This window comes from Stutzerimonas stutzeri, from assembly GCF_024448715.1.
In the GTDB taxonomy this organism is placed as follows: Bacteria; Pseudomonadota; Gammaproteobacteria; order Pseudomonadales; family Pseudomonadaceae; genus Stutzerimonas; species Stutzerimonas stutzeri_AR.
On sequence record NZ_JAMOHZ010000001.1, the window covers coordinates 279,886 to 297,764 of the forward strand.

General features: G+C 59.3%; 11 protein-coding genes. 4 read left to right on the forward strand and 7 right to left on the reverse strand.

The window, feature by feature from the left end:
• Window positions 1–12: 12 nt before the first annotated feature.
• From NAV33_RS01235 to NAV33_RS01250, 4 genes are read left to right on the forward strand one after another with little or no spacing between them, the layout of a single operon-like run.
• A complete protein-coding gene (locus NAV33_RS01235; protein WP_255976096.1) occupies window positions 13–930 on the forward strand; it encodes a DUF72 domain-containing protein in 918 nt (305 codons plus the stop codon).
• A complete protein-coding gene (locus NAV33_RS01240; RefSeq protein WP_255976098.1) occupies window positions 927–1,730 on the forward strand; it encodes an endonuclease/exonuclease/phosphatase family protein in 804 nt (267 codons plus the stop codon). The genes NAV33_RS01235 and NAV33_RS01240 overlap by 4 nt, the downstream gene beginning before the upstream one ends.
• Window positions 1,727–2,962 carry a cardiolipin synthase ClsB gene (clsB, locus tag NAV33_RS01245; protein ID WP_255976100.1) on the forward strand — a complete coding sequence of 412 codons (1,236 nt, stop codon included), beginning with the start codon at window positions 1,727–1,729 and terminating at the stop codon, window positions 2,960–2,962. The genes NAV33_RS01240 and clsB overlap by 4 nt, the downstream gene beginning before the upstream one ends.
• On the forward strand, window positions 2,959–3,981 hold the full coding sequence (locus NAV33_RS01250) for a lysylphosphatidylglycerol synthase domain-containing protein (protein WP_255976102.1): 1,023 nt from the start codon (window positions 2,959–2,961) through the stop codon (window positions 3,979–3,981). The genes clsB and NAV33_RS01250 overlap by 4 nt, the downstream gene beginning before the upstream one ends.
• 107 nt (window positions 3,982–4,088) lie before the next feature.
• On the opposite strand, the gene glgB is transcribed toward NAV33_RS01250, so the two are convergent.
• From glgB to fdnG, 7 genes are all read right to left on the reverse strand, one after another.
• Window positions 4,089–6,305: a 1,4-alpha-glucan branching protein GlgB gene (gene glgB, locus NAV33_RS01255; RefSeq protein ID WP_255976104.1), complete on the reverse strand. Its 2,217-nt coding sequence runs from the start codon at window positions 6,303–6,305 to the stop codon at window positions 4,089–4,091.
• Window positions 6,302–9,625 carry a maltose alpha-D-glucosyltransferase gene (gene treS, locus NAV33_RS01260; protein WP_255976106.1) on the reverse strand — a complete coding sequence of 1,108 codons (3,324 nt, stop codon included), beginning with the start codon at window positions 9,623–9,625 and terminating at the stop codon, window positions 6,302–6,304. The genes glgB and treS overlap by 4 nt, the downstream gene beginning before the upstream one ends.
• A gap of 152 nt (window positions 9,626–9,777) precedes the next feature.
• Window positions 9,778–11,790, reverse strand: coding sequence for an alpha-1,4-glucan--maltose-1-phosphate maltosyltransferase (locus tag NAV33_RS01265; RefSeq protein ID WP_255976108.1), 2,013 nt, complete (start codon window positions 11,788–11,790; stop codon window positions 9,778–9,780).
• A gap of 383 nt (window positions 11,791–12,173) precedes the next feature.
• Complete coding sequence (gene fdhE, locus NAV33_RS01270) at window positions 12,174–13,064, reverse strand: formate dehydrogenase accessory protein FdhE (protein ID WP_255976971.1); 891 nt, start codon at window positions 13,062–13,064, stop codon at window positions 12,174–12,176.
• 50 nt (window positions 13,065–13,114) lie between these two features.
• Window positions 13,115–13,801: a formate dehydrogenase subunit gamma gene (locus NAV33_RS01275; protein ID WP_255976110.1), complete on the reverse strand. Its 687-nt coding sequence runs from the start codon at window positions 13,799–13,801 to the stop codon at window positions 13,115–13,117.
• Window positions 13,798–14,733 (reverse strand): formate dehydrogenase subunit beta, encoded by a 936-nt coding sequence (fdxH, locus tag NAV33_RS01280; protein WP_255976112.1) that lies wholly within the window; start codon window positions 14,731–14,733, stop codon window positions 13,798–13,800. Before fdxH ends, NAV33_RS01275 begins: the two co-directional genes overlap by 4 nt.
• Window positions 14,733–17,807: a formate dehydrogenase-N subunit alpha gene (gene fdnG, locus NAV33_RS01285; protein ID WP_255976973.1), complete on the reverse strand. Its 3,075-nt coding sequence runs from the start codon at window positions 17,805–17,807 to the stop codon at window positions 14,733–14,735. Before fdnG ends, fdxH begins: the two co-directional genes overlap by 1 nt.
• Window positions 17,808–17,879 lie beyond the last annotated feature (72 nt).

The window sequence follows — 17,879 nt, forward strand, 5'->3', positions numbered from 1 at the left end:
CAGGAGCAGGCGATGGCAGCCATCCATATCGGAATTTCAGGCTGGCGCTACGCTCCCTGGCGAGGCGACTTCTATCCCAAGGGACTTACCCAGAAGAACGAGTTGAAGTTCGCCTCGCGTGCCGTAAGCAGCATCGAGATCAACGGCTCTTTCTACGCGTTGCAACGTCCCGAGCTGTACGCCGGCTGGTACGACGAAACACCCAAAGGCTTCGTTTTCAGCGTCAAGGCGCCGCGTTACATCACCCATATCCTGCGGTTGCGGGACGTGGAAAAGCCCATCGCCAACTTTCTTGCATCCGGCGTTCTTGCACTCAAGGACAAGCTCGGGCCGATGCTCTGGCAGTTCCCGCCGTCCTTCAAATTTGATCCCGAGCAATTCGAGACTTTCCTGAAGTTGCTGCCTCATGACACCGAGGCCGCGCTGGAATCGGCAAAAGGCTGTGAAGCGCGTATGGAGGGGCGCAGTTATCTGCAAATCGACCACAAGCGCCGGCTGCGACATGCGGTGGAAATTCGTAATCAAAGCTTCGTCGATCCCGCATTCGTCGCATTACTGCGTAAGTACAACGTTGCGTTGGTGGTTGCCGATACGGCGGGCAAATGGCCCTACCGCGAAGACCTCACCAGCGACTTCGTCTATATCCGTCTGCATGGCGCTGAAGAGCTCTACACCAGCGGTTATAGCGAAGAGGCACTGGATAACTGGTGTCGACGCATCAGCCTGTGGAGCGAAGGCCAACAACCTGATGACGCGCAACTCATCACCTCCGACGAGCCGCCAGTTCGAAAGTCGCGCGAGGTGTACTGCTATTTCGACAACGATGTGAAGGTCCGGGCGCCATACGATGCGCGACAGCTGTTGCGCCGGCTCGGGCTGGAGGAAGACCTGGAAACCACTCCAGGCCAGCTGGAAGGAGCACTGGTTTGAATCTGGACAAAAATCACCCGCTGGACAGCAGCGATCTGGACGCGCACATGTCCACGGCGGTCAACTCGATCCGCCTGCTCACCGTCAATACTCACAAGGGTTTCACCGCACTGAATCGACGCTTCATTCTGCCGGAGCTACGCGAGGCGGTCAGAGCGGTTTCGGCCGATGTGGTGTTTCTGCAGGAGGTGCTGGGCACGCATGAGAAGCACGCCCTGCGCTTCCATGATTGGCCGAAAATGTCGCAGTATGAATTTCTCGCCGACAGCATCTGGACCGACTTCGCCTACGGCCGCAACGCGGTCTACCCCGACGGCGACCACGGCAATGCCCTGCTCTCGAAATTTCCGATCACGCGCTACGAAAATCTGGACATCTCCATCGCCGGCCCGGAACGACGTGGGCTGTTGCACAGCGTGTTACAGGTTCCGGGGCACGATCAATTTCATGCGATCTGTGTGCATCTCGGCCTGCGCGAATCGCACCGTCAGCAGCAATTGGCATTGCTCTGCGAGCTACTCGACTCACTACCGCACGACGCGCCCGTAGTGGTGGCTGGTGACTTCAACGATTGGCGACTGAAGGGCGCTCAGGTATTGGACCGCTGCGCCGGCATGCACGAGGTGTTTGCCGTTGCGCAGGGCAAGGTCGCGAAGACTTTCCCGGCGCGCTGGCCAATGCTGCGTCTGGACCGTATTTATGTTCGAAATGCCACGAGCCATAAAGCGCGAATCCTCGGTAACAAACCCTGGACGCACTTGTCCGATCATCTGCCCCTGGCGGTGGAGATACACCTATGAATTTTCACTGGAGAGACGGGAATCGTCTTCAGTTGTTGGAAAACGGAGAGGAATTCTTTCCTGCCGTGTTCGAGGCCATTGCGGCCGCCGAAAAGGAAGTCCTGCTGGAAACCTTCATCTTCTTCAAGGACAAGGTTGGCGAGCAGCTTCAGCAAGTGCTGATCGCGGCGGCCGAACGTGGCGTCAGCGTCGATGTCACGGTGGACGGCTATGGATCGGCTGATCTCAACGGCGAATTCGCCGCTGCGATGACTCGCGCCGGGGTGCGCATTCACATGTTCGACCCCGGCAAGCGTCTGCTCGGCAGGCGCGTAAATGTGTTTCGCCGCATGCATCGCAAGATCGTGGTCACGGATGGCGATCTTGCCTTCATCGGCGGGATCAACTTTTCCGCAGACCACCTCGGCGACTACGGCCCGGCGGCCAAGCAAGACTATGCCTTGCGGGTAGAAGGACCGGTGGTGCACGACATTCACCGCTTCGCCCTTACCACCATCGCACCGGCTCAGGACGGCCGACGCTGGTGGCACCGCCGGGTGCGTACGCAGAGCAATGGTTTCGTCGGGGTCAGCCGAGGAGAAGCCCGTTCCCTCTTCGTTACCCGTGACAACCACAACCACCGCAACGACATCGAGCAGCATTACCTGCAAGCGATACGTGATGCGCGCTCAAGGCTGCTGATTGCCAATGCCTACTTTTTTCCTGGTTATCGCGTGTTGCGCGAAATCCGCAACGCAGCACGGCGCGGTGTGCGGGTTCGCCTGATTCTTCAGGGTCAGCCAGACATGCCGATCGCCAAGTTCGGCGCGCGCATGCTTTACAACTACTTGATGAGCGACGGGGTCGAAATTCACGAGTACTGCCGCAGGCCACTGCACGGCAAGGTCGCGCTGGCGGATTACGAATGGTCGACCGTCGGCTCGAGCAATCTCGACCCGCTCAGCCTCTCATTGAATCTCGAAGCGAACCTGATCATCCGCGACCATAACTTCAACCGCCAGTTGCACGAAAAACTCGACCGGCTGCTGCAGGAAGACTGTCGCCGCATTCCGCTTGAGCGGATCATCCGCGGTTACTGGTGGCGTGCGCCATTGGCGTTTTTCATCTTCCACTTTTTACGTCATTTCCCGGAGATGGTGGGTTTGTTTCCCGCGCATCGGCCCAAGCTGCAGCTGCTCGATCCTGAGCCGCTGGAGCCAAACCCAGCCCCTCTGCAGCGAGATCACCGATGACCCGGCAATCCAAAGACCATGAACCACGTAGCGGCTGGCGACGGCGCTGGCCGTTGATCAAGAAGATCCTCACATACGTCTTCTTTATTCTGGTTGCCGTGCTGCTGATCGGCCTCGCGCGCAACGTCGACTGGGGCGAGGTTTACAAAACTCTGCGCAACTACAGCGCCCAGACGCTATGGATGGCCGGGGCTGCGGCGTTCGCCAGCTATGCCGTGTATTGCTTCTTCGACGTACTCGGCAAACGCTACGCACAGCACAACCTGCCGGTCCGGCAAATTCTCCCGGTAACTTTCGTCTGCTACGCGTTCAACCTCAACCTGAGTGCCTGGGTCGGCGGGATCGCGCTGCGCTATCGCCTCTACTCACGGCTCGGTCTGCGAGCCTCGCAGATCACTCGTGTGTTCACCCTGAGCTTACTGACCAACTGGCTTGGCTATATCTGGTTGGCCGGCCTGATCTTTTCCATGGGCTGGATCACGCCGCCGGATGATTGGGAGATTGGCCATACGGCTCTGCGCGTGCTGGGCGCTGCCCTGTTGGCGGTTACGGTGATCTATCTCTGGGCGTGTGGCTTCTCCAAGCGTCGCCAATGGACGATACGCGACCATGAAGTTCATCTGCCATCGCTGCGCCTCGCGGCACTGCAGCTGGTATTGGGAGCGGCCAACTGGTCGCTGATGGCGCTGGTGGTCTATTACATGCTGTCGGAGAAGGCACCTTACCCCGAGGTACTGGGAATTCTCATGATCAGCAGCATCGCCGGCGTGATTACGCATATCCCGGCGGGCCTGGGCGTGATCGAGGCAGTATTTGTCGCAATGCTGGCGAGCGATCTCAGCAAGGGCGCTGTTGTCGCAGGGCTCATCGGCTATCGGGTGGTGTATTTCCTGGTACCGCTAATGTTCGCCACCATTGTTTATGTCGTGCTCGAAGCACGGGCGAAGAAACTGCGTTCCAGCAACGAGGCTCAACCCACCGAAACGCAGCCGGAAGAGCATCCGCCCACCGCGGCCTGAAAATCAGCAGAACCCATAGGCAATGAAAAAGCCGGGACGATTCAATCGCCCCGGCTTTTTGCGTTAGTGGCGCTCCGTACCGAGCGCCACTATTTACTTACGCCCGCTTACACCTGCGGTCGCAAAATAACGACACCGAGCGGTGGCAGCGTCAGCGATAGAGAAACCTCCTGTCCGTGTGCCGGCATCTGCTCAGCCAGAATTCCACCCCCGTTGCCGACGTTGGAACCACCGTAGCACTCGGCATCGCTGTTGAAGATCTCCAGCCAGCGACTATCCATCGGAACACCGATCCGATAGCCCTCGCGCACTACCGGCGTGAAGTTGCCCACCACTAGCAGCGGATGTCCGGTCGAGCTCTTGCGCAGCCAGGCGAACACGCTGTTGCTGCGGTCGTCGCCGATCAGCCATTGGAAGCCTTGCGGATCGGTATCAAGCCCGTGCAATGCCGGTTCCTGGCTGTACAGCCGGTTGAGATCACGGACCAGATTCTGCGCGCCACGATGGTCGGCCTCTTCCAACAAGTGCCAGTCCAGCTCGCGGTCGTGGCTCCATTCGCGCCATTGGCCAAACTCGCAGCCCATGAACAACAGCTTCTTGCCCGGGTGCGTCCACATGAATGACAGATAAGCGCGCAAATTGGCGAATTTCTGCCAGCGGTCACCGGGCATCTTGTCGATCAACGATCCCTTGCCATGCACCACTTCGTCGTGGGAGATCGGCAGTACGAAGTGCTCCGAGTAGGCGTAGACCATGCTGAAGGTCATTTGGTCATGGTGGTACTGCCGGTTGATCGGGTCTTGCTGTATGTACTTCAGGCTGTCGTGCATCCAGCCCATGTTCCACTTGTAGGCAAAGCCCAGCCCGCCTTCCGACGTCGGTTTACTGACCCCCGGAAATGCCGTGGATTCTTCGGCAATGACCAGGGCGCCAGGTGTTTCGGTCGCCACCACGTCGTTGAGATGACGCAGGAAGTCGATCGCCTCAAGGTTTTCCCGGCCGCCATGGCGGTTGGGTATCCACTCGCCCTCCTCCCGCGAATAGTCGCGATAGAGCATTGAGGCCACCGCATCGACGCGCAACGCGTCGACATGGAATTCGCGCAGCCAGTGCAGCGCCGAAGCGAGCATGAAGCCGTGTACTTCGGTGCGACCGAGGTTGTAGATGAAGGTGTCCCAGTCCTGGTGAAAGCCCTCGAAGGGGTGCGCATATTCGTACAGTGCAGTGCCATCGAATTCACCGAGGCCATGGGCGTCGGTGGGAAAGTGCGCAGGCACCCAGTCGAGAATCACGCCGATGCCGGCGTTGTGGCAGGCATCGACGAAGGCTGCGAAGTCATGCGCGTTGCCATAGCGCGCGCTGGGCGCGAACTGCGACAGCAGCTGATACCCCCAGGAACCGCCGAAGGGGTGCTCCATGATCGGCATCAGCTCGATATGTGTGAAGCCCAGATCGACGACGTATGGAATCAGCCGTTCGGCCAATTCATGCCAGTCGTACAGGCGGCCATCGTCTCCACCATCGCGACGCCAGGAGCCCGCATGCAGCTCGTAGATGGTCATCGGCGCATTGTAGGACTGCCGTGCGACCCGCTGTTGCAACCAGGCTTCATCCTTCCACTGATATTCCAATGGATGAGAGATCACCGAAGCGGTTCCCGGCGGATGCTCGGTCGCAAGCGCGATGGGATCGGCTTTCAGCGGCAACACACCGTTAGGCCCAAGGATTTCGTATTTGTACTTGTCGCCGGGTTGCAGCCGCGGGATGAAAATTTCCCAGACACCTGAAGGTATACGCAGACGCATCGGATGCCGACGGCCATCCCATTCGTTGAAGCTGCCTACCACCGACACCCGGCGGGCGTTGGGGGCCCAAACGGCGAAGCGCACGCCCTGCACACCGTCGACTTCCATCGGCTGCGCACCGAATACACGACCAATCTCCCGGTGGTTGCCCTCGGAAAAAAGGTACATGTCCATCTCGCCGAGCTGCGGTCCAAAACTGAACGGGTCTTCGGTGATCTGCTCACCCCCAGCCCAGCGAATTTTCAGCAGATAGGGTTGCGGATGGGTCAGCCGGGTGAAGTAAAAACCGGGCACCTGGCCCTGCTCCATCGCGGCCAACAAGCGGCCACTGGTACGTTCCAGCACTTCGACGCCCAACGCGTTAGGCAGGTAAGCGCGCACCACCTGCCCGTCACCGTCGGAGTGCGGACCGAGGATAGAAAACGGATTGCCGTGTTCGGCGCGCACCAGCGCATCGACGTCAGCATCGGTTGGTAGCAGGGTTTCACCGGGCATGGTCACGGCCGGACGATCATTCATAGGGAACCTCCATCGGAAATCTGTTGTGCCAGCGTCGCCAGTCCCTGGAGCGGGACGGACAGCCAGGCCGGGCGGTTCTCTGCCTCATAGGCCACCTCATACGCCGTTTTTTCCAGGCTGAACAAGGCCAGCGCAGCATCGGCCCCAGCGGCATCCGCCCACGCGTGCGACATCTCAGCGGTGGCTTCGCGATAGGCCTCGAGAAACACGCCGCGTGCACTCTGCTGGTAGGTTTCGGATATGTTTTGCCGGGCCTGATCCGCCGTTTCGGAGCTGTCGCTGATTTGCGCGTTGCGCCTGGTCATCGCGGCTGCATATTCAAAGGACCGCAGCACTCCGGCGACATCCTTGAACGGACTCAGCTTGCTCCGACGCTCCTCCAACGAGCGCGCCGGCTCGCCTTCGAAGTCGATGAAGTAGGCATCGCCCTGAGCCACCAGTACCTGACCGAGGTGCAGGTCGCCATGTACGCGCGTACGCAGACCGCCAAGTGTCTTGTCGGCAAGCCGCTTTACCTCGGCTGTCAGCTGCTTGCGTTGACCGAGCAATTGGTCAACCTGGGCGGCAGCTTTGCGGTCCAGATTGCCTCGGTGGGTCTGTAGCAAATCCAGGGCTCGCTCCACTTGAGCGGATACGGCTTTGGTCCACTCCTTGGCATCGGCCTGTTTGGTCGGTTCGCTGGCGAACGCCGGATTGTCGGTCTTCGCAGCGAGGGTCATGTGCATTTCACCCAAACGCTGGCCAAGCAGGCGATTGAAGGCATCCAGCTCTTCAAGCGCGCTGAACTGATTTTCGTGCAGCGAGACACCGCCAGCGATCTGGTCGCGTACGGCGCGATCGAGCGTATTGAGCGTCCATTCCCAGGCGTCGCCCTGGTTGTCCAGATAACGCTGCACGACCATCAGCGCATAAGGCTCGCCCCGCTTGTCGAAGCGGCTGACCTGACCGAGCATCGCCGAAATATGGGTGAAACCCTGCTCGGTGAGAAAGCCGCCCATCTCCAACTCCGGGTGCATGCCTGCCGAGACGCGGCGCAACACCTTGATCATCATGCTGCCGCCAACGATTGCCGAGCTGTTGGACTGCTCCGCCGTGAGGTAGCGAACTTCGGCATCGGCCGGTAGCTCGATATCGGCCAACTGCGCCATCGGCTGGAAGCGAATCTCGCCGTCACCGCAGGGCAGCACCTGCTCTTCACGCAGCCCTTGAATCACGCCTAGCACGAATTGGTTGAGCGCGAAGGCGTCGGTCAACAGACCTACCTGCGGCCCCCGGCGCACCCGCGCCATAGCCAGTTGTTGCGGCAAGGCGATATCGAAATCACCCTCATCGAGGAAGCCCAGCGGCAACTGATACAGATCGGTGCGGCCGGCGGACTCGACAGCAATCTCGCTCAGCAAAACCGGCCGCTGCGGATCGCCGAACGGCACGCTGTAGCAGATTTTGATCGAGTCGATGGAGGCATCCTTGCTGGCAAACCAGCGCCGCTTCGGCAGATAGGCCGGCAGCGACTCCGTTTCCAGGATGCGTTTGTTCGTCGCATTAAGCGTATCCAGACGCTTGAGCACGAGGGTCTGAAAGTCGGGCATGGTTTCCACCGGTTCCTGGTGCCAGCTGGGCATCTGGTGACTGGTTGCCAATTGGAACCAGTAGAAGCCGTAAGGTGGCAATGTCAGCAGATACGGCAACTGGCCGATCGGCGGGAAGGCACTGCCGCCGACCATTTCCACCGGCACCATGCCGGCGTAATGCGACAGTTCCAGTTCTGCGGCCTGAGCCGAGCGCGATACGTTGGCCACGCAGAAGATGACCTCGGTTTCGCCGTTGGGCCCGGTGTACTCACGCAAATACGCAAGGATCCGTCGGTTGCTCGGCGCCAGCATTTTCAACGTGCCGCGCCCGAACGCCTTGAATTGCTTGCGGATCGAAAGCAGACGCCGTGTCCAGTTCAGCAACGAGTGCGGATCGCGCTGCTGCGCCTCGACGTTGATCGCCTGGTAGCCGTACAGCGGGTCCATGATCGGCGGCAGAACCAGGCTCGGCGGGTCGGCGCGTGAGAAACCGCCGTTGCGGTCCACTGACCACTGCATTGGCGTACGCACGCCGTCGCGGTCACCGAGAAAGATGTTGTCTCCCATGCCGATTTCGTCGCCGTAGTAGATCACCGGCGTACCGGGCATTGACAGCAACAGGCTGTTGAGCAACTCGATGCGGCGACGGTCACGCTCGAGCAGCGGCGCCAGGCGCCGACGAATGCCGAGGTTGATCCGCGCGCGCTTATCGGAGGCGTAATAGTTCCAGAGGTAGTCGCGCTCCTTGTCGGTCACCATTTCCAGCGTTAGCTCGTCATGGTTTCGCAGAAAAATCGCCCACTGGCAGTTCTCCGGAATGTCCGGGGTTTGTCGCAGGATGTCGGTGATCGGAAAGCGGTCTTCCTGGGCGAGCGCCATGTACATACGCGGCATCAGCGGGAAGTGAAAGGCCATATGACACTCGTCACCGGGGCCGCCTTCCTCGCCGCCGAAATAAAGTTGAGTGTCTTCCGGCCACTGGTTGGCCTCGGCCAGGAGCATGCGGTCGGGGTAGTTCGCATCGATCTCAGCGCGAATCTGCTTCAGCACCACGTGGGTTTCAGGCAGGTTTTCGTTGTTGGTGCCGTCGCGCTCCACAAGATAGGGAATGGCATCCAGTCGCAACCCGTCAATGCCCAGGTCGAGCCAGTACCGCATCACGCTTAGCACGGCCTTCATCACTTGCGGGTTATCGAAGTTGAGGTCCGGCTGGTGCGAATAGAAGCGGTGCCAGAAGTACTGCTGGGCGACCGGGTCCCAAGTCCAGTTCGACACTTCGGTATCGAGGAAGATGATCCGCGTGCCGTCGTATTTCTGGTCCGTATCTGACCAGACGTAGAAGTCGCGCGCCGCGGAGCCTTTCTTCGCCTTGCGCGCACGCTGAAACCAAGAATGCTGGTCCGAGGTGTGGTTGATGACCAACTCGGTAATCACTCGAAGACCCCGCTTGTGCGCCTCGGCAATGAAACGCTTGGCATCGGCCATGGTGCCGTAGTCGGGATGCACACCGCGGTATTCGGCGATGTCGTATCCGTCATCGCGGCGTGGCGAGGGATAGAACGGCAGCAGCCAGACGGTGTTAACGCCCAGGTCGGCGACGTAATCGAGCTTGTCGATCAGCCCCTGGAAATCTCCAACGCCGTCGTTATTCGAGTCATAAAAGGATTTGAGATGGACCTGATAGACCACCGCATCCTTATACCAAAGGGGGTCTTTGATAAAGGCGGCTGGTTTGCGCGCTTTAGCCATATTCTCGTTCCTTTTGTGGCATTCCAGACCCGACACGCAAGGTGTCTGACGGAGGCTGACAAAGTGGATTCAGCAAATTAGTTAGCTAGACTATCTATTAACTACTTCGCATAACTTATTGATATTTATAGCTACGCGAGATTTTCTAGAATCTACTTTAAGTTCGGATCAACGGCGTCGGCGGTGAGCCGCCAGATGCCGAACGGCAGGTGCCATGGCTCGATTCGCATCCACTGCGTCTTGCCGTACCAGGTCCAGCGATGCCCGTTCATGAGGTCTTCGCCGCGCGTCTCGGCATGGTCAGGCAAGCCCAGCTCCCACAACGGCAATTCGAAATGCGCTTCCTGGGCGTTGTGCGGGTCAAGGCTGATCGCAACCAGAATGAAATTCGAACGATCCGGCGTGCGCTTGCCGAAGAAGAGAATATTGTCGTTGTAGGCTGTGTAAGCCTTGAAACCGAGATGAGTTTGCAACGCCGGGTTCTTCCGGCGGATGCGATTGAGTTGCGCAATCTCGGCGATGATGTTGCCCGGCGCGTGGTAGTCGCGTGGGCGAATCTCGTACTTCTCCGAATCCAGGTATTCCTCCTTACCGGGAATCGCCGCGGACTCGCACAGCTCGAAGCCGGAATACATGCCCCAGAGCCCTGAGCCCATGGTCGCCAGCGCGGCGCGGATCAGGAATCCTGGGCGGCCGGAGTCATGCAGAAAGAACGGGTTTATATCGGGCGTGTTGACGAAGAAGTTCGGGCGGTAGCAATCGCGCAACGGAGGCTCGTTGAGTTCGGTGAAATATTCACTCAGCTCCGCCTTGTTGTTGCGCCAAGTGAAGTAGGTGTAGCTCTGGTTGAAACCGACCTTGCCCAGGCGCGCCATCATGGCCGGCCGGGTGAACGCTTCAGAGAGGAACATCACGTCCGGATCGCGCTCACGAATATCGGCGATCATCCACTCCCAGAACGGCAACGGCTTGGTATGGGGGTTGTCGACGCGGAAGATCTTCACGCCCTGCTCGACCCAATGCCAGACCACATCGCGCAGAGCGATCCACAGGTCCGGCATGGCTTCTTCGGCGTAGAAGTCGACGTTGACGATGTCCTGATATTTCTTCGGCGGGTTCTCCGCATAGCGAATGGTCCCGTCCGGCCGCCACGAGAACCAGCCTGGATGCTCCTTCAGCCAGGGATGGTCTTGGGAGCATTGGATGGCGAAGTCGAGGGCGATTTCCAAACCATGCTCGCGGGCAGCGGCAACCAGATCACGGAAATCCTGCACCGAACCGAGTTGCGGGTGCACAGCATCGTGGCCGCCGTCTTCGCTACCGATGGCATAGGGACTGCCCGGATCGTTCGGGCCGGCGTTCAGCGTATTGTTTCGGCCTTTACGGTGCTGACGGCCGATGGGATGAATCGGCGTGAAATAGAGCACATCGAAGCCCATGTCGCGGATCGACGGCAGACGTTTGTGCACATCGCGGAAGGTGCCGTGACGATTCGGATCGTCGGTTTCGGAGCGTGGAAACAGCTCGTACCAACTGGCGAATTGCGCCAGGGGCCGCTCGACCTCGAGGGGGAACACTTCGCTCTGGCTGCAATGCTCACGCGGGTCGGCATCGGCCATGGCGGCAGCGGTTTCACTGGCAAGCATCACCGAGACGCGCTCATCGTCAAGGTGCGCCATGCTCAAGCGATGCAGCAAATCGTCGAGAATCGCCTTGGTTTCTCCGTGTGCACGCTGACTGGCCCGCTCCAGCAGCAGGCGCCCCTCCTCCAGTTCGAGCTGAACCGGTACCCCGGCGGCATGCTTCTTCGACAGTTCGTAACGGTAGGTCTCGTAGATGTCCCACCAGGCTTCGATCATGAATTCGTGGGACGCCACTTGCGTCGGCGTGAACTGACCTTCCCAGCTGTCGTTGCCGAGCAGCTTGAGGCGTGCTCGGCGCCAGGCGCTTTCGTCCTTGGTACGCCAGCAGATCGCGGCGGCCAATTGGTCATGGCCGTCGGCGAAGATCTTGCTGGTGACATTAACCGGATGGCCGATGATGGCCTTGGCAGCGAATCGGCCACCGTCGAGAACCGGCTCAGTCGCCTCGATGGCAATACGCGGCATCTGCAGTGCTTGTTCAAGTCGGGGGTGAATCGTTACATGGGGCTGTGCATCGTTCATCGAACGGGCTCCTGAGACCAAGGCGTTGCGGTACAGCAAATCCCTCCACTTACGATCTGGAATCGAGCGGGTTGGATTTACCGGAGGAAAAACCCGCCATACGGGCTTTCACGGGCTCTGTTCTTCCGAGCCAAGGGAGGCCTCAAAAGTTCAGCGTAAAAGCCCGCTGCACGTCGCCGCACCGCCCTATGGCACGCCTGTTGATCGCCAGTGCATAGCGCTGCCGAAGCTGATGGCAAAAGACGAACGCCGATGACTTCCCATAAGCGATCGCAGTGACTGCTTTGTATGAGCCCGCTTGCTGGCGAATCGGGGCGCCGCTGCTGTATTGACAACCGCATTCGCGAGCAAGCTCTCGCCTACGAAACGCTCTGACGTGCTGATCAGTCGCCAGCGATTAACAAGGGGTTATAGCCACTACGCCCGTATAGCCCCTGCTCGGCCAACAGCAAATCCAGCGCCAGGCTGGCGAGGTCGTCGGCAACCGGGTCGGCGCGACCGTGAAGTTCACGTTGCATCACCTTCAGGTAGCTGTGGCATTCATCGCAGGCTTCCGCCTGGACCGGTAGGAAAGGCTTGCCCTGCTCGTCATTCAGCGCCAGGTAGATCAGCTTGCCGCTGCTGTCGCACGCGCTGCACTTGATGCGTTCGAGGTGCCATTCCGTCGCGCATAGCGAACAGTGCAAATAGCGCACGCCACTGCGATGGCGCTCGTTGTGCACGACGCTGGCCACCGGCGCAGCGCCGCAGCTCGGACAAAGCGCCTGCGCATCACCGGTAGGCCGCGCTGGCGCTTTAGGCAGGTCTATAGCCAGACGCATCCAGGCGACCTGTAATGCCGCGGCTACCAGCGGCAACAAAGCGCGTGTCGCCGCGTTGCCGGGGCGCGCCTCGAATACGTCGTCGGCGAGTTCATCGAGCTGTTCAGCGGGCATCTCGCGTAGCGCTGTGAGTAACGGTCGCTGACGTTCGCCCACGTGCAGCTCCACGGCGTCGAGGATGGCAAACAAATCATCCTGCCATTGCACATCACGTTGCAACGCGCGGAAACCCAACGGCGGCATTTCATGTTTCAAGGCCTGATCGAACGCATCCGCCGCCGGTCGCCAGACAGGCTCACGCTCGATCAGTACCTGGTGCTGCGCCTGCACCAGGCGCGCCATGAAGGCGAGAAACTCGTCCAACGAGGGAACTTGCACAACGAGCTCTCTCAGCCGAGTCGCGCGTTTACTGAAGACTTTGGCGTCCGGCAACACCACGTGTGGCGCTTCCATGATTCCGGAAGGTGCGCTTCCATACGAATGGTTCACTGCTGCTCCTTTGTTCATTGGCGATCCTGTACTTCGCTGTTCGGAGCGGAGCTTTCTGCATCGGTTTTCTTGTTGCGCATGACGTCCTCGTACCAAAGCCCGTGATGGTGCCGCGCCCAGGCATGGCTCACGCGGCCTTGCGTCATGGCGCGAACCGAGCCTTTGACCCAGATCGCCGAGTAGATGTGAATGACCAGCGTGATGATCGCGATGAATGCCGTAATCGCATGAATCATCACGGCCCAACGCAGGGCCCAGACCGGCATGTCATCAGCGATCCAGGGGCGCCAGAGCACGATTCCAGTAATCAGCAGTACCGGCACGGTGGCGAGGAATATCCAATACACCAGCTTCTGCCCGGCGTTGTTCTTACCCACCGGAGGCAACCGCTCGTCGCGGTTACTGAGCACGTCGCCGATTTGCCTGGCCCATTGAACATCGTGTTTTCGGATCAGGTTGTCGCCGAAGAAGCGCACCGCCTGGATGACGAAGAACAACGACATGAACACGCCGATATATGGATGCACAATGCGTGTCGGCTCCGGGCCGCCGAACAGCGAGGTCAGCCCGAAGAACGCCGGATAGAACAATGCGAGGCCACTCAGCGTCAGCATCACAAACATGATCGCGATGAGCCAGTGATTGACCCGTGTCCACCAACCGTAGCGCAGGATGCCGTATTTGACGTTGGAATGACTCATAACCGGTCCTCCCCGCGACGGTCGAGTTCCCGATCGGCTGCCGCCAGCTCTGGATCGGGATCGTCCTCGGGTTCCTCCTTCGGCCCTTTCATCACATAGTGGAAGAACCCGGCCAACACCGACACGCCCAGCGCCACGGACATGATCGGTTTGGTTACGCCCTTCCACAGTTCCACGGTCGGGCTGATATGCGGATCACGCGGCAAGCCACTGTAGATTTCCGGCTTATCCGCATGTTGCAGCACATACACCACGTGCGTGCCACCCACGCCTGAGGGGTCGTAGATGCCAGCGTTGTCGTAGCCGCGCCCCTTGAGATGCTCGACCCGATGGGCGCCGTAGTCGAGCATGTCTTCTTTGGTGCCGAACATGATCGCCGAGGTCGGGCAGCTCTTCACGCACGCCGGCTCAAGGCCATGGAACACCCGGTCAGAACACAGCGTGCATTTGTAGGCTTTGTTGTCCTTTTTCGAAATCCGCGGGATATCGAAGGGACACCCAGCGACGCAATATCCGCAGCCGATGCAATGCTCCGAGTTGAAATCGACGATGCCGTTGGCGTACTGGACGATGGCACCGGGCGACGGGCACGCCTTGAGGCAGCCCGGCTCGGCGCAGTGCATGCAATTGTCCTTGCGAATCAGCCACTCCAGCCCGCCTTGCTCATTTTCGTACTCCGAGAACCGCATGACTTCGAACGACTCTGGCGAAAGATCCTGCGGGTTGTTGTAGGTCCCGTCGCATTCACCCACATCGTCGCGCAAGTCATTCCATTCCGAGCACGCGACCTGGCACGCCTTGCACCCGATACAGACAGAGACGTCGATCAGCTTGGTGACCTTTTCCACGCCGCCGTGACGCACTTGCGGCGACGGCGTCGTGGTTGCCGAGCGGGCGATGATATTTTGCAGGTTGATCTGGTCACCACGCATCAGACGGCTCCTCCAATCTTCTCTACGTTCACCAGAAACGACTTGAACTCCGGTGTCTGCGTATTCCCATCACCCACAAACGGCGTGAGGGTGTTGGTCAGGTGTGCCTTCTTGGCCACACCTTTGAAGCCCCAATGAATGGGAATGCCAATTTGATGCACGGTACGACCATCGATCTGTAGCGGAATCATCCGCTTGGTCACCACCGCAACAGCAGTGATGAAACCGCGCTTGGACGTTACTCGGACGCGCTCCCCAGCCGCAATACCCAACTCCCCGGCGAGCACTTCGCTCATTTCGATGAACTTCTCCGGCTGGGCAATCGCATTGAGCCGCGCATGCGTCGTCCAGTAGTGGAAATGCTCGGTCAAGCGATAGGTCGTCGCCGCATACGGGAAGTCCTGGTTGTTACCGAACGAATCCCGATCCTGCTCGAACACACGAACAATCGGGTTGTTCAGCGCCAACGGGTTGTTCGGGCTCATCGGGTTGCGATCGATGGGGGTTTCCATCGGCTCGTAGTGCTCCGGGAATGGCCCTTCGTTCATCCACTCGGAGGCGAAGAAATGCCCGCTCCCTGTCTGGGTAATGATGAATGGCTTAACGCCTTGGGACGGTGGTGATGTCACCGGAAAATCCGGTACGTCCGCGCCTGTCCAACGTTCGCCATTCCACCAGATGAACGCCTTGTTGGGTGCCCATGGCGTGCCGTCTGGCCGCGCTGACGCACGGTTATAGAGCAAGCGCCGGTTCATCGGCCACGCCCAGGCCCACCCCAGCGTATTGCCGGTGTTGTAGGGGTCGGAGTTGTCGCGCCGGGCCATCATGTTGCCTTCTTCGGTCCAGGCGCCGGAATAGATCCAGCAACCGCAAGCGGTCGAGCCGTCAGCACGAAGCTCGCTGAAGTCCTTCAGCAATTCACCTTTGCGACGGATCACATTACCCGCTTCGTCGGTCAGGTCAGCCAACGCCCTGCCGTTGTATTCCTTCGCCAGCTCCTCGCCTCTTGGGAATTTCGGATCTTTGTAATTCCAAGTGAGATTCAGAATCGGGTCCGGAAACGCGCCGCCCTCCTCCTGATACAGATGTTTTATCCGCAACATGACTTCGCCGAGAATTTCGGTGTCGGTCATCGACTCGCCAGGGCCAGGTGCGGCTTTCTCATGCCATTGCAACCAGCGCGAGCTGTTGGTGATGGAACCGTCGTCTTCGGCGAAGCAGGTGGTGGGTAGTCGAAACACTTCGGTGCCGATCTTCGATGGGTCGACGTCGTGGTATTCACCGAAGTTTTTCCAGAACTCGCCAGTCTCTACGGTGAGCGGGTCCATGATCACGAAGTACTTGAGCTTCGACAGGCCATCCATGACCTTGGCCTTGTTCGGAAATGCCGCAAGAATGTTGAAGCCTTGGCAGAACGCTCCGGTCATTTTGCCCATGGTCATATCGTTGATGGCATAGAGCACGTCGTAAATCGGCTCGGAGAGCTTTGGCAACCAGTCATAGCACCAGTCGTTCTCGACTGTCGCAACGTCGCCGTACCAGTCCTTCATCAGGCTGACGAAGAAGCGTTCGTAGAATTTCCAGTAGGAAACCTCGCCTTCGAGAAGCGGCGGCTTGATGCGCGTCTTCATGTAATCGGCGTAGGTCTGCAAATTCACCGATGGCAGGTTCATGTAACCGGGCAGTAGGTTGGAAAGCAGGCCGATATCCGTCAGGCCCTGGATATTGGAATGTCCGCGCAACGCGTTCACGCCGCCGCCGGGCATGCCCATATTGCCAAGCAGCAGTTGCACCATCGCACCGCAACGGATGATCTGCGAACCAATGGTGTGCTGGGTCCACCCGAGCGCGTAGAGGATCGTCATGGTCTTGTCGGGCGCGGATGTCTGCGCCATCAAATCCCACAATTCCTGCACCTTGTCCCTGGGCATGCCGCAGACGTTTTCCACTTGGTCGATGGTGTAACGGCTGTAATGCTGACGCATCAGCTGGAACACGCAGCGCGGATGTTCGAGGCTCGGATCGGAGCGAGCAAAACCGCGCTCGTCCAGCTCGAAATTCCAGGTTTCACGGTCGTAGGCCTTGTCCTCCGAGTTGTACCCGGTAAACAACCCCTCCTCGAAGCCGAAGCCTTCTTTAACGATCAGGCTGGCATCGGTGTATGCGCGGACGTACTCATGAGCGTAACGGTCGGACTCAATCAGGTAACTGATGAAACCACCCAGAAACACAATGTCCGTGCCGGTACGAAGCCAGGCGTGATAATCGGCTACCGCCGTGGTGCGGTTGAAGCGCGGGTCAATGGAAATCAGGATGGCATTGCTGCGCTCCTTGGCATGCATGACCCAGCGGAAGCCTACGGGATGCGCTTCGGCTGAATTGCCGCCCATGGACAGAATGACGTTAGCGTTGGCAATGTCGACCCAGTGGTTCGTCATAGCACCGCGACCAAATGTAGGGGCAAGACCTGCCACCGTTGGTCCGTGTCAGACGCGCGCTTGGTTGTCGATCTTGAGAATGCCGAGTGCGCGGGTAATCTTCTGCGTGAGGTAGGCGGTTTCGTTGGTACAGGCCGAAGCCGCCACCATCGAGGTCGTCATCCAACGGTTGACCAGCCGCCCTTGCTCGTCATGGGTCTCGAAATTCTTGTCGCGGTCGTCTTTCATATGCCGCGCGATGCGCGTGAACGCTTCATCCCAACTGATGCGTTTCCACTCGTTGGTGAATGGCTCGCGCACTTCCGGGTATTTGACTCGAGACTCGCTGTTTATGAAGTCGAGCACGCCCGCTCCACGTGGGCACAGCGAACCGCGGCTGACCGGATGATCAGGGTCGCCTTCGACGTGGTAGATATCGTCGATAACGTTGGCGGCACCATCACCGCGGGAGTAGAGCAACATGCCGCAGCCTACCGAGCAGTAGGTGCAGATGTTGCGAGAGATTTTCGCACCGGTCAGTTTGAAGTGACGAATCGACGCGACGGCTTCATCAGGTGCAAACCCCATCATGGCCATGCTCGATGCGCCTACACCTGCCGCACCGAACTTGAGGAACTGTCGCCGGGATACTCGCACGGTCATCGGTATCTCCTGTTACTTGTTATGTCTGCCCATCTGAGAAATCGACTTCAGCCGCTCTAGGATGGT

Bases quoted from the DNA above. Each gene is read 5' to 3' on its own strand.
- fdxH (WP_255976112.1), bottom strand. From the start codon at position 14,733: ATGCGTGGTGACCAGATCAACCTGCAAAATATCATCGCCCGCTCGGCA.
- NAV33_RS01265 (WP_255976108.1), bottom strand. From the start codon at position 11,790: ATGAACGATGCACAGCCCCATGTAACGATTCACCCCCGACTTGAACAA.
- NAV33_RS01250 (WP_255976102.1), top strand. From the start codon at position 2,959: ATGACCCGGCAATCCAAAGACCATGAACCACGTAGCGGCTGGCGACGG.
- glgB (WP_255976104.1), bottom strand. From the start codon at position 6,305: ATGAATGATCGTCCGGCCGTGACCATGCCCGGTGAAACCCTGCTACCA.
- clsB (WP_255976100.1), top strand. From the start codon at position 1,727: ATGAATTTTCACTGGAGAGACGGGAATCGTCTTCAGTTGTTGGAAAAC.
- treS (WP_255976106.1), bottom strand. From the start codon at position 9,625: ATGGCTAAAGCGCGCAAACCAGCCGCCTTTATCAAAGACCCCCTTTGG.
- fdhE (WP_255976971.1), bottom strand. From the start codon at position 13,064: ATGGAAGCGCCACACGTGGTGTTGCCGGACGCCAAAGTCTTCAGTAAA.
- NAV33_RS01235 (WP_255976096.1), top strand. From the start codon at position 13: ATGGCAGCCATCCATATCGGAATTTCAGGCTGGCGCTACGCTCCCTGG.
- NAV33_RS01275 (WP_255976110.1), bottom strand. From the start codon at position 13,801: ATGAGTCATTCCAACGTCAAATACGGCATCCTGCGCTACGGTTGGTGG.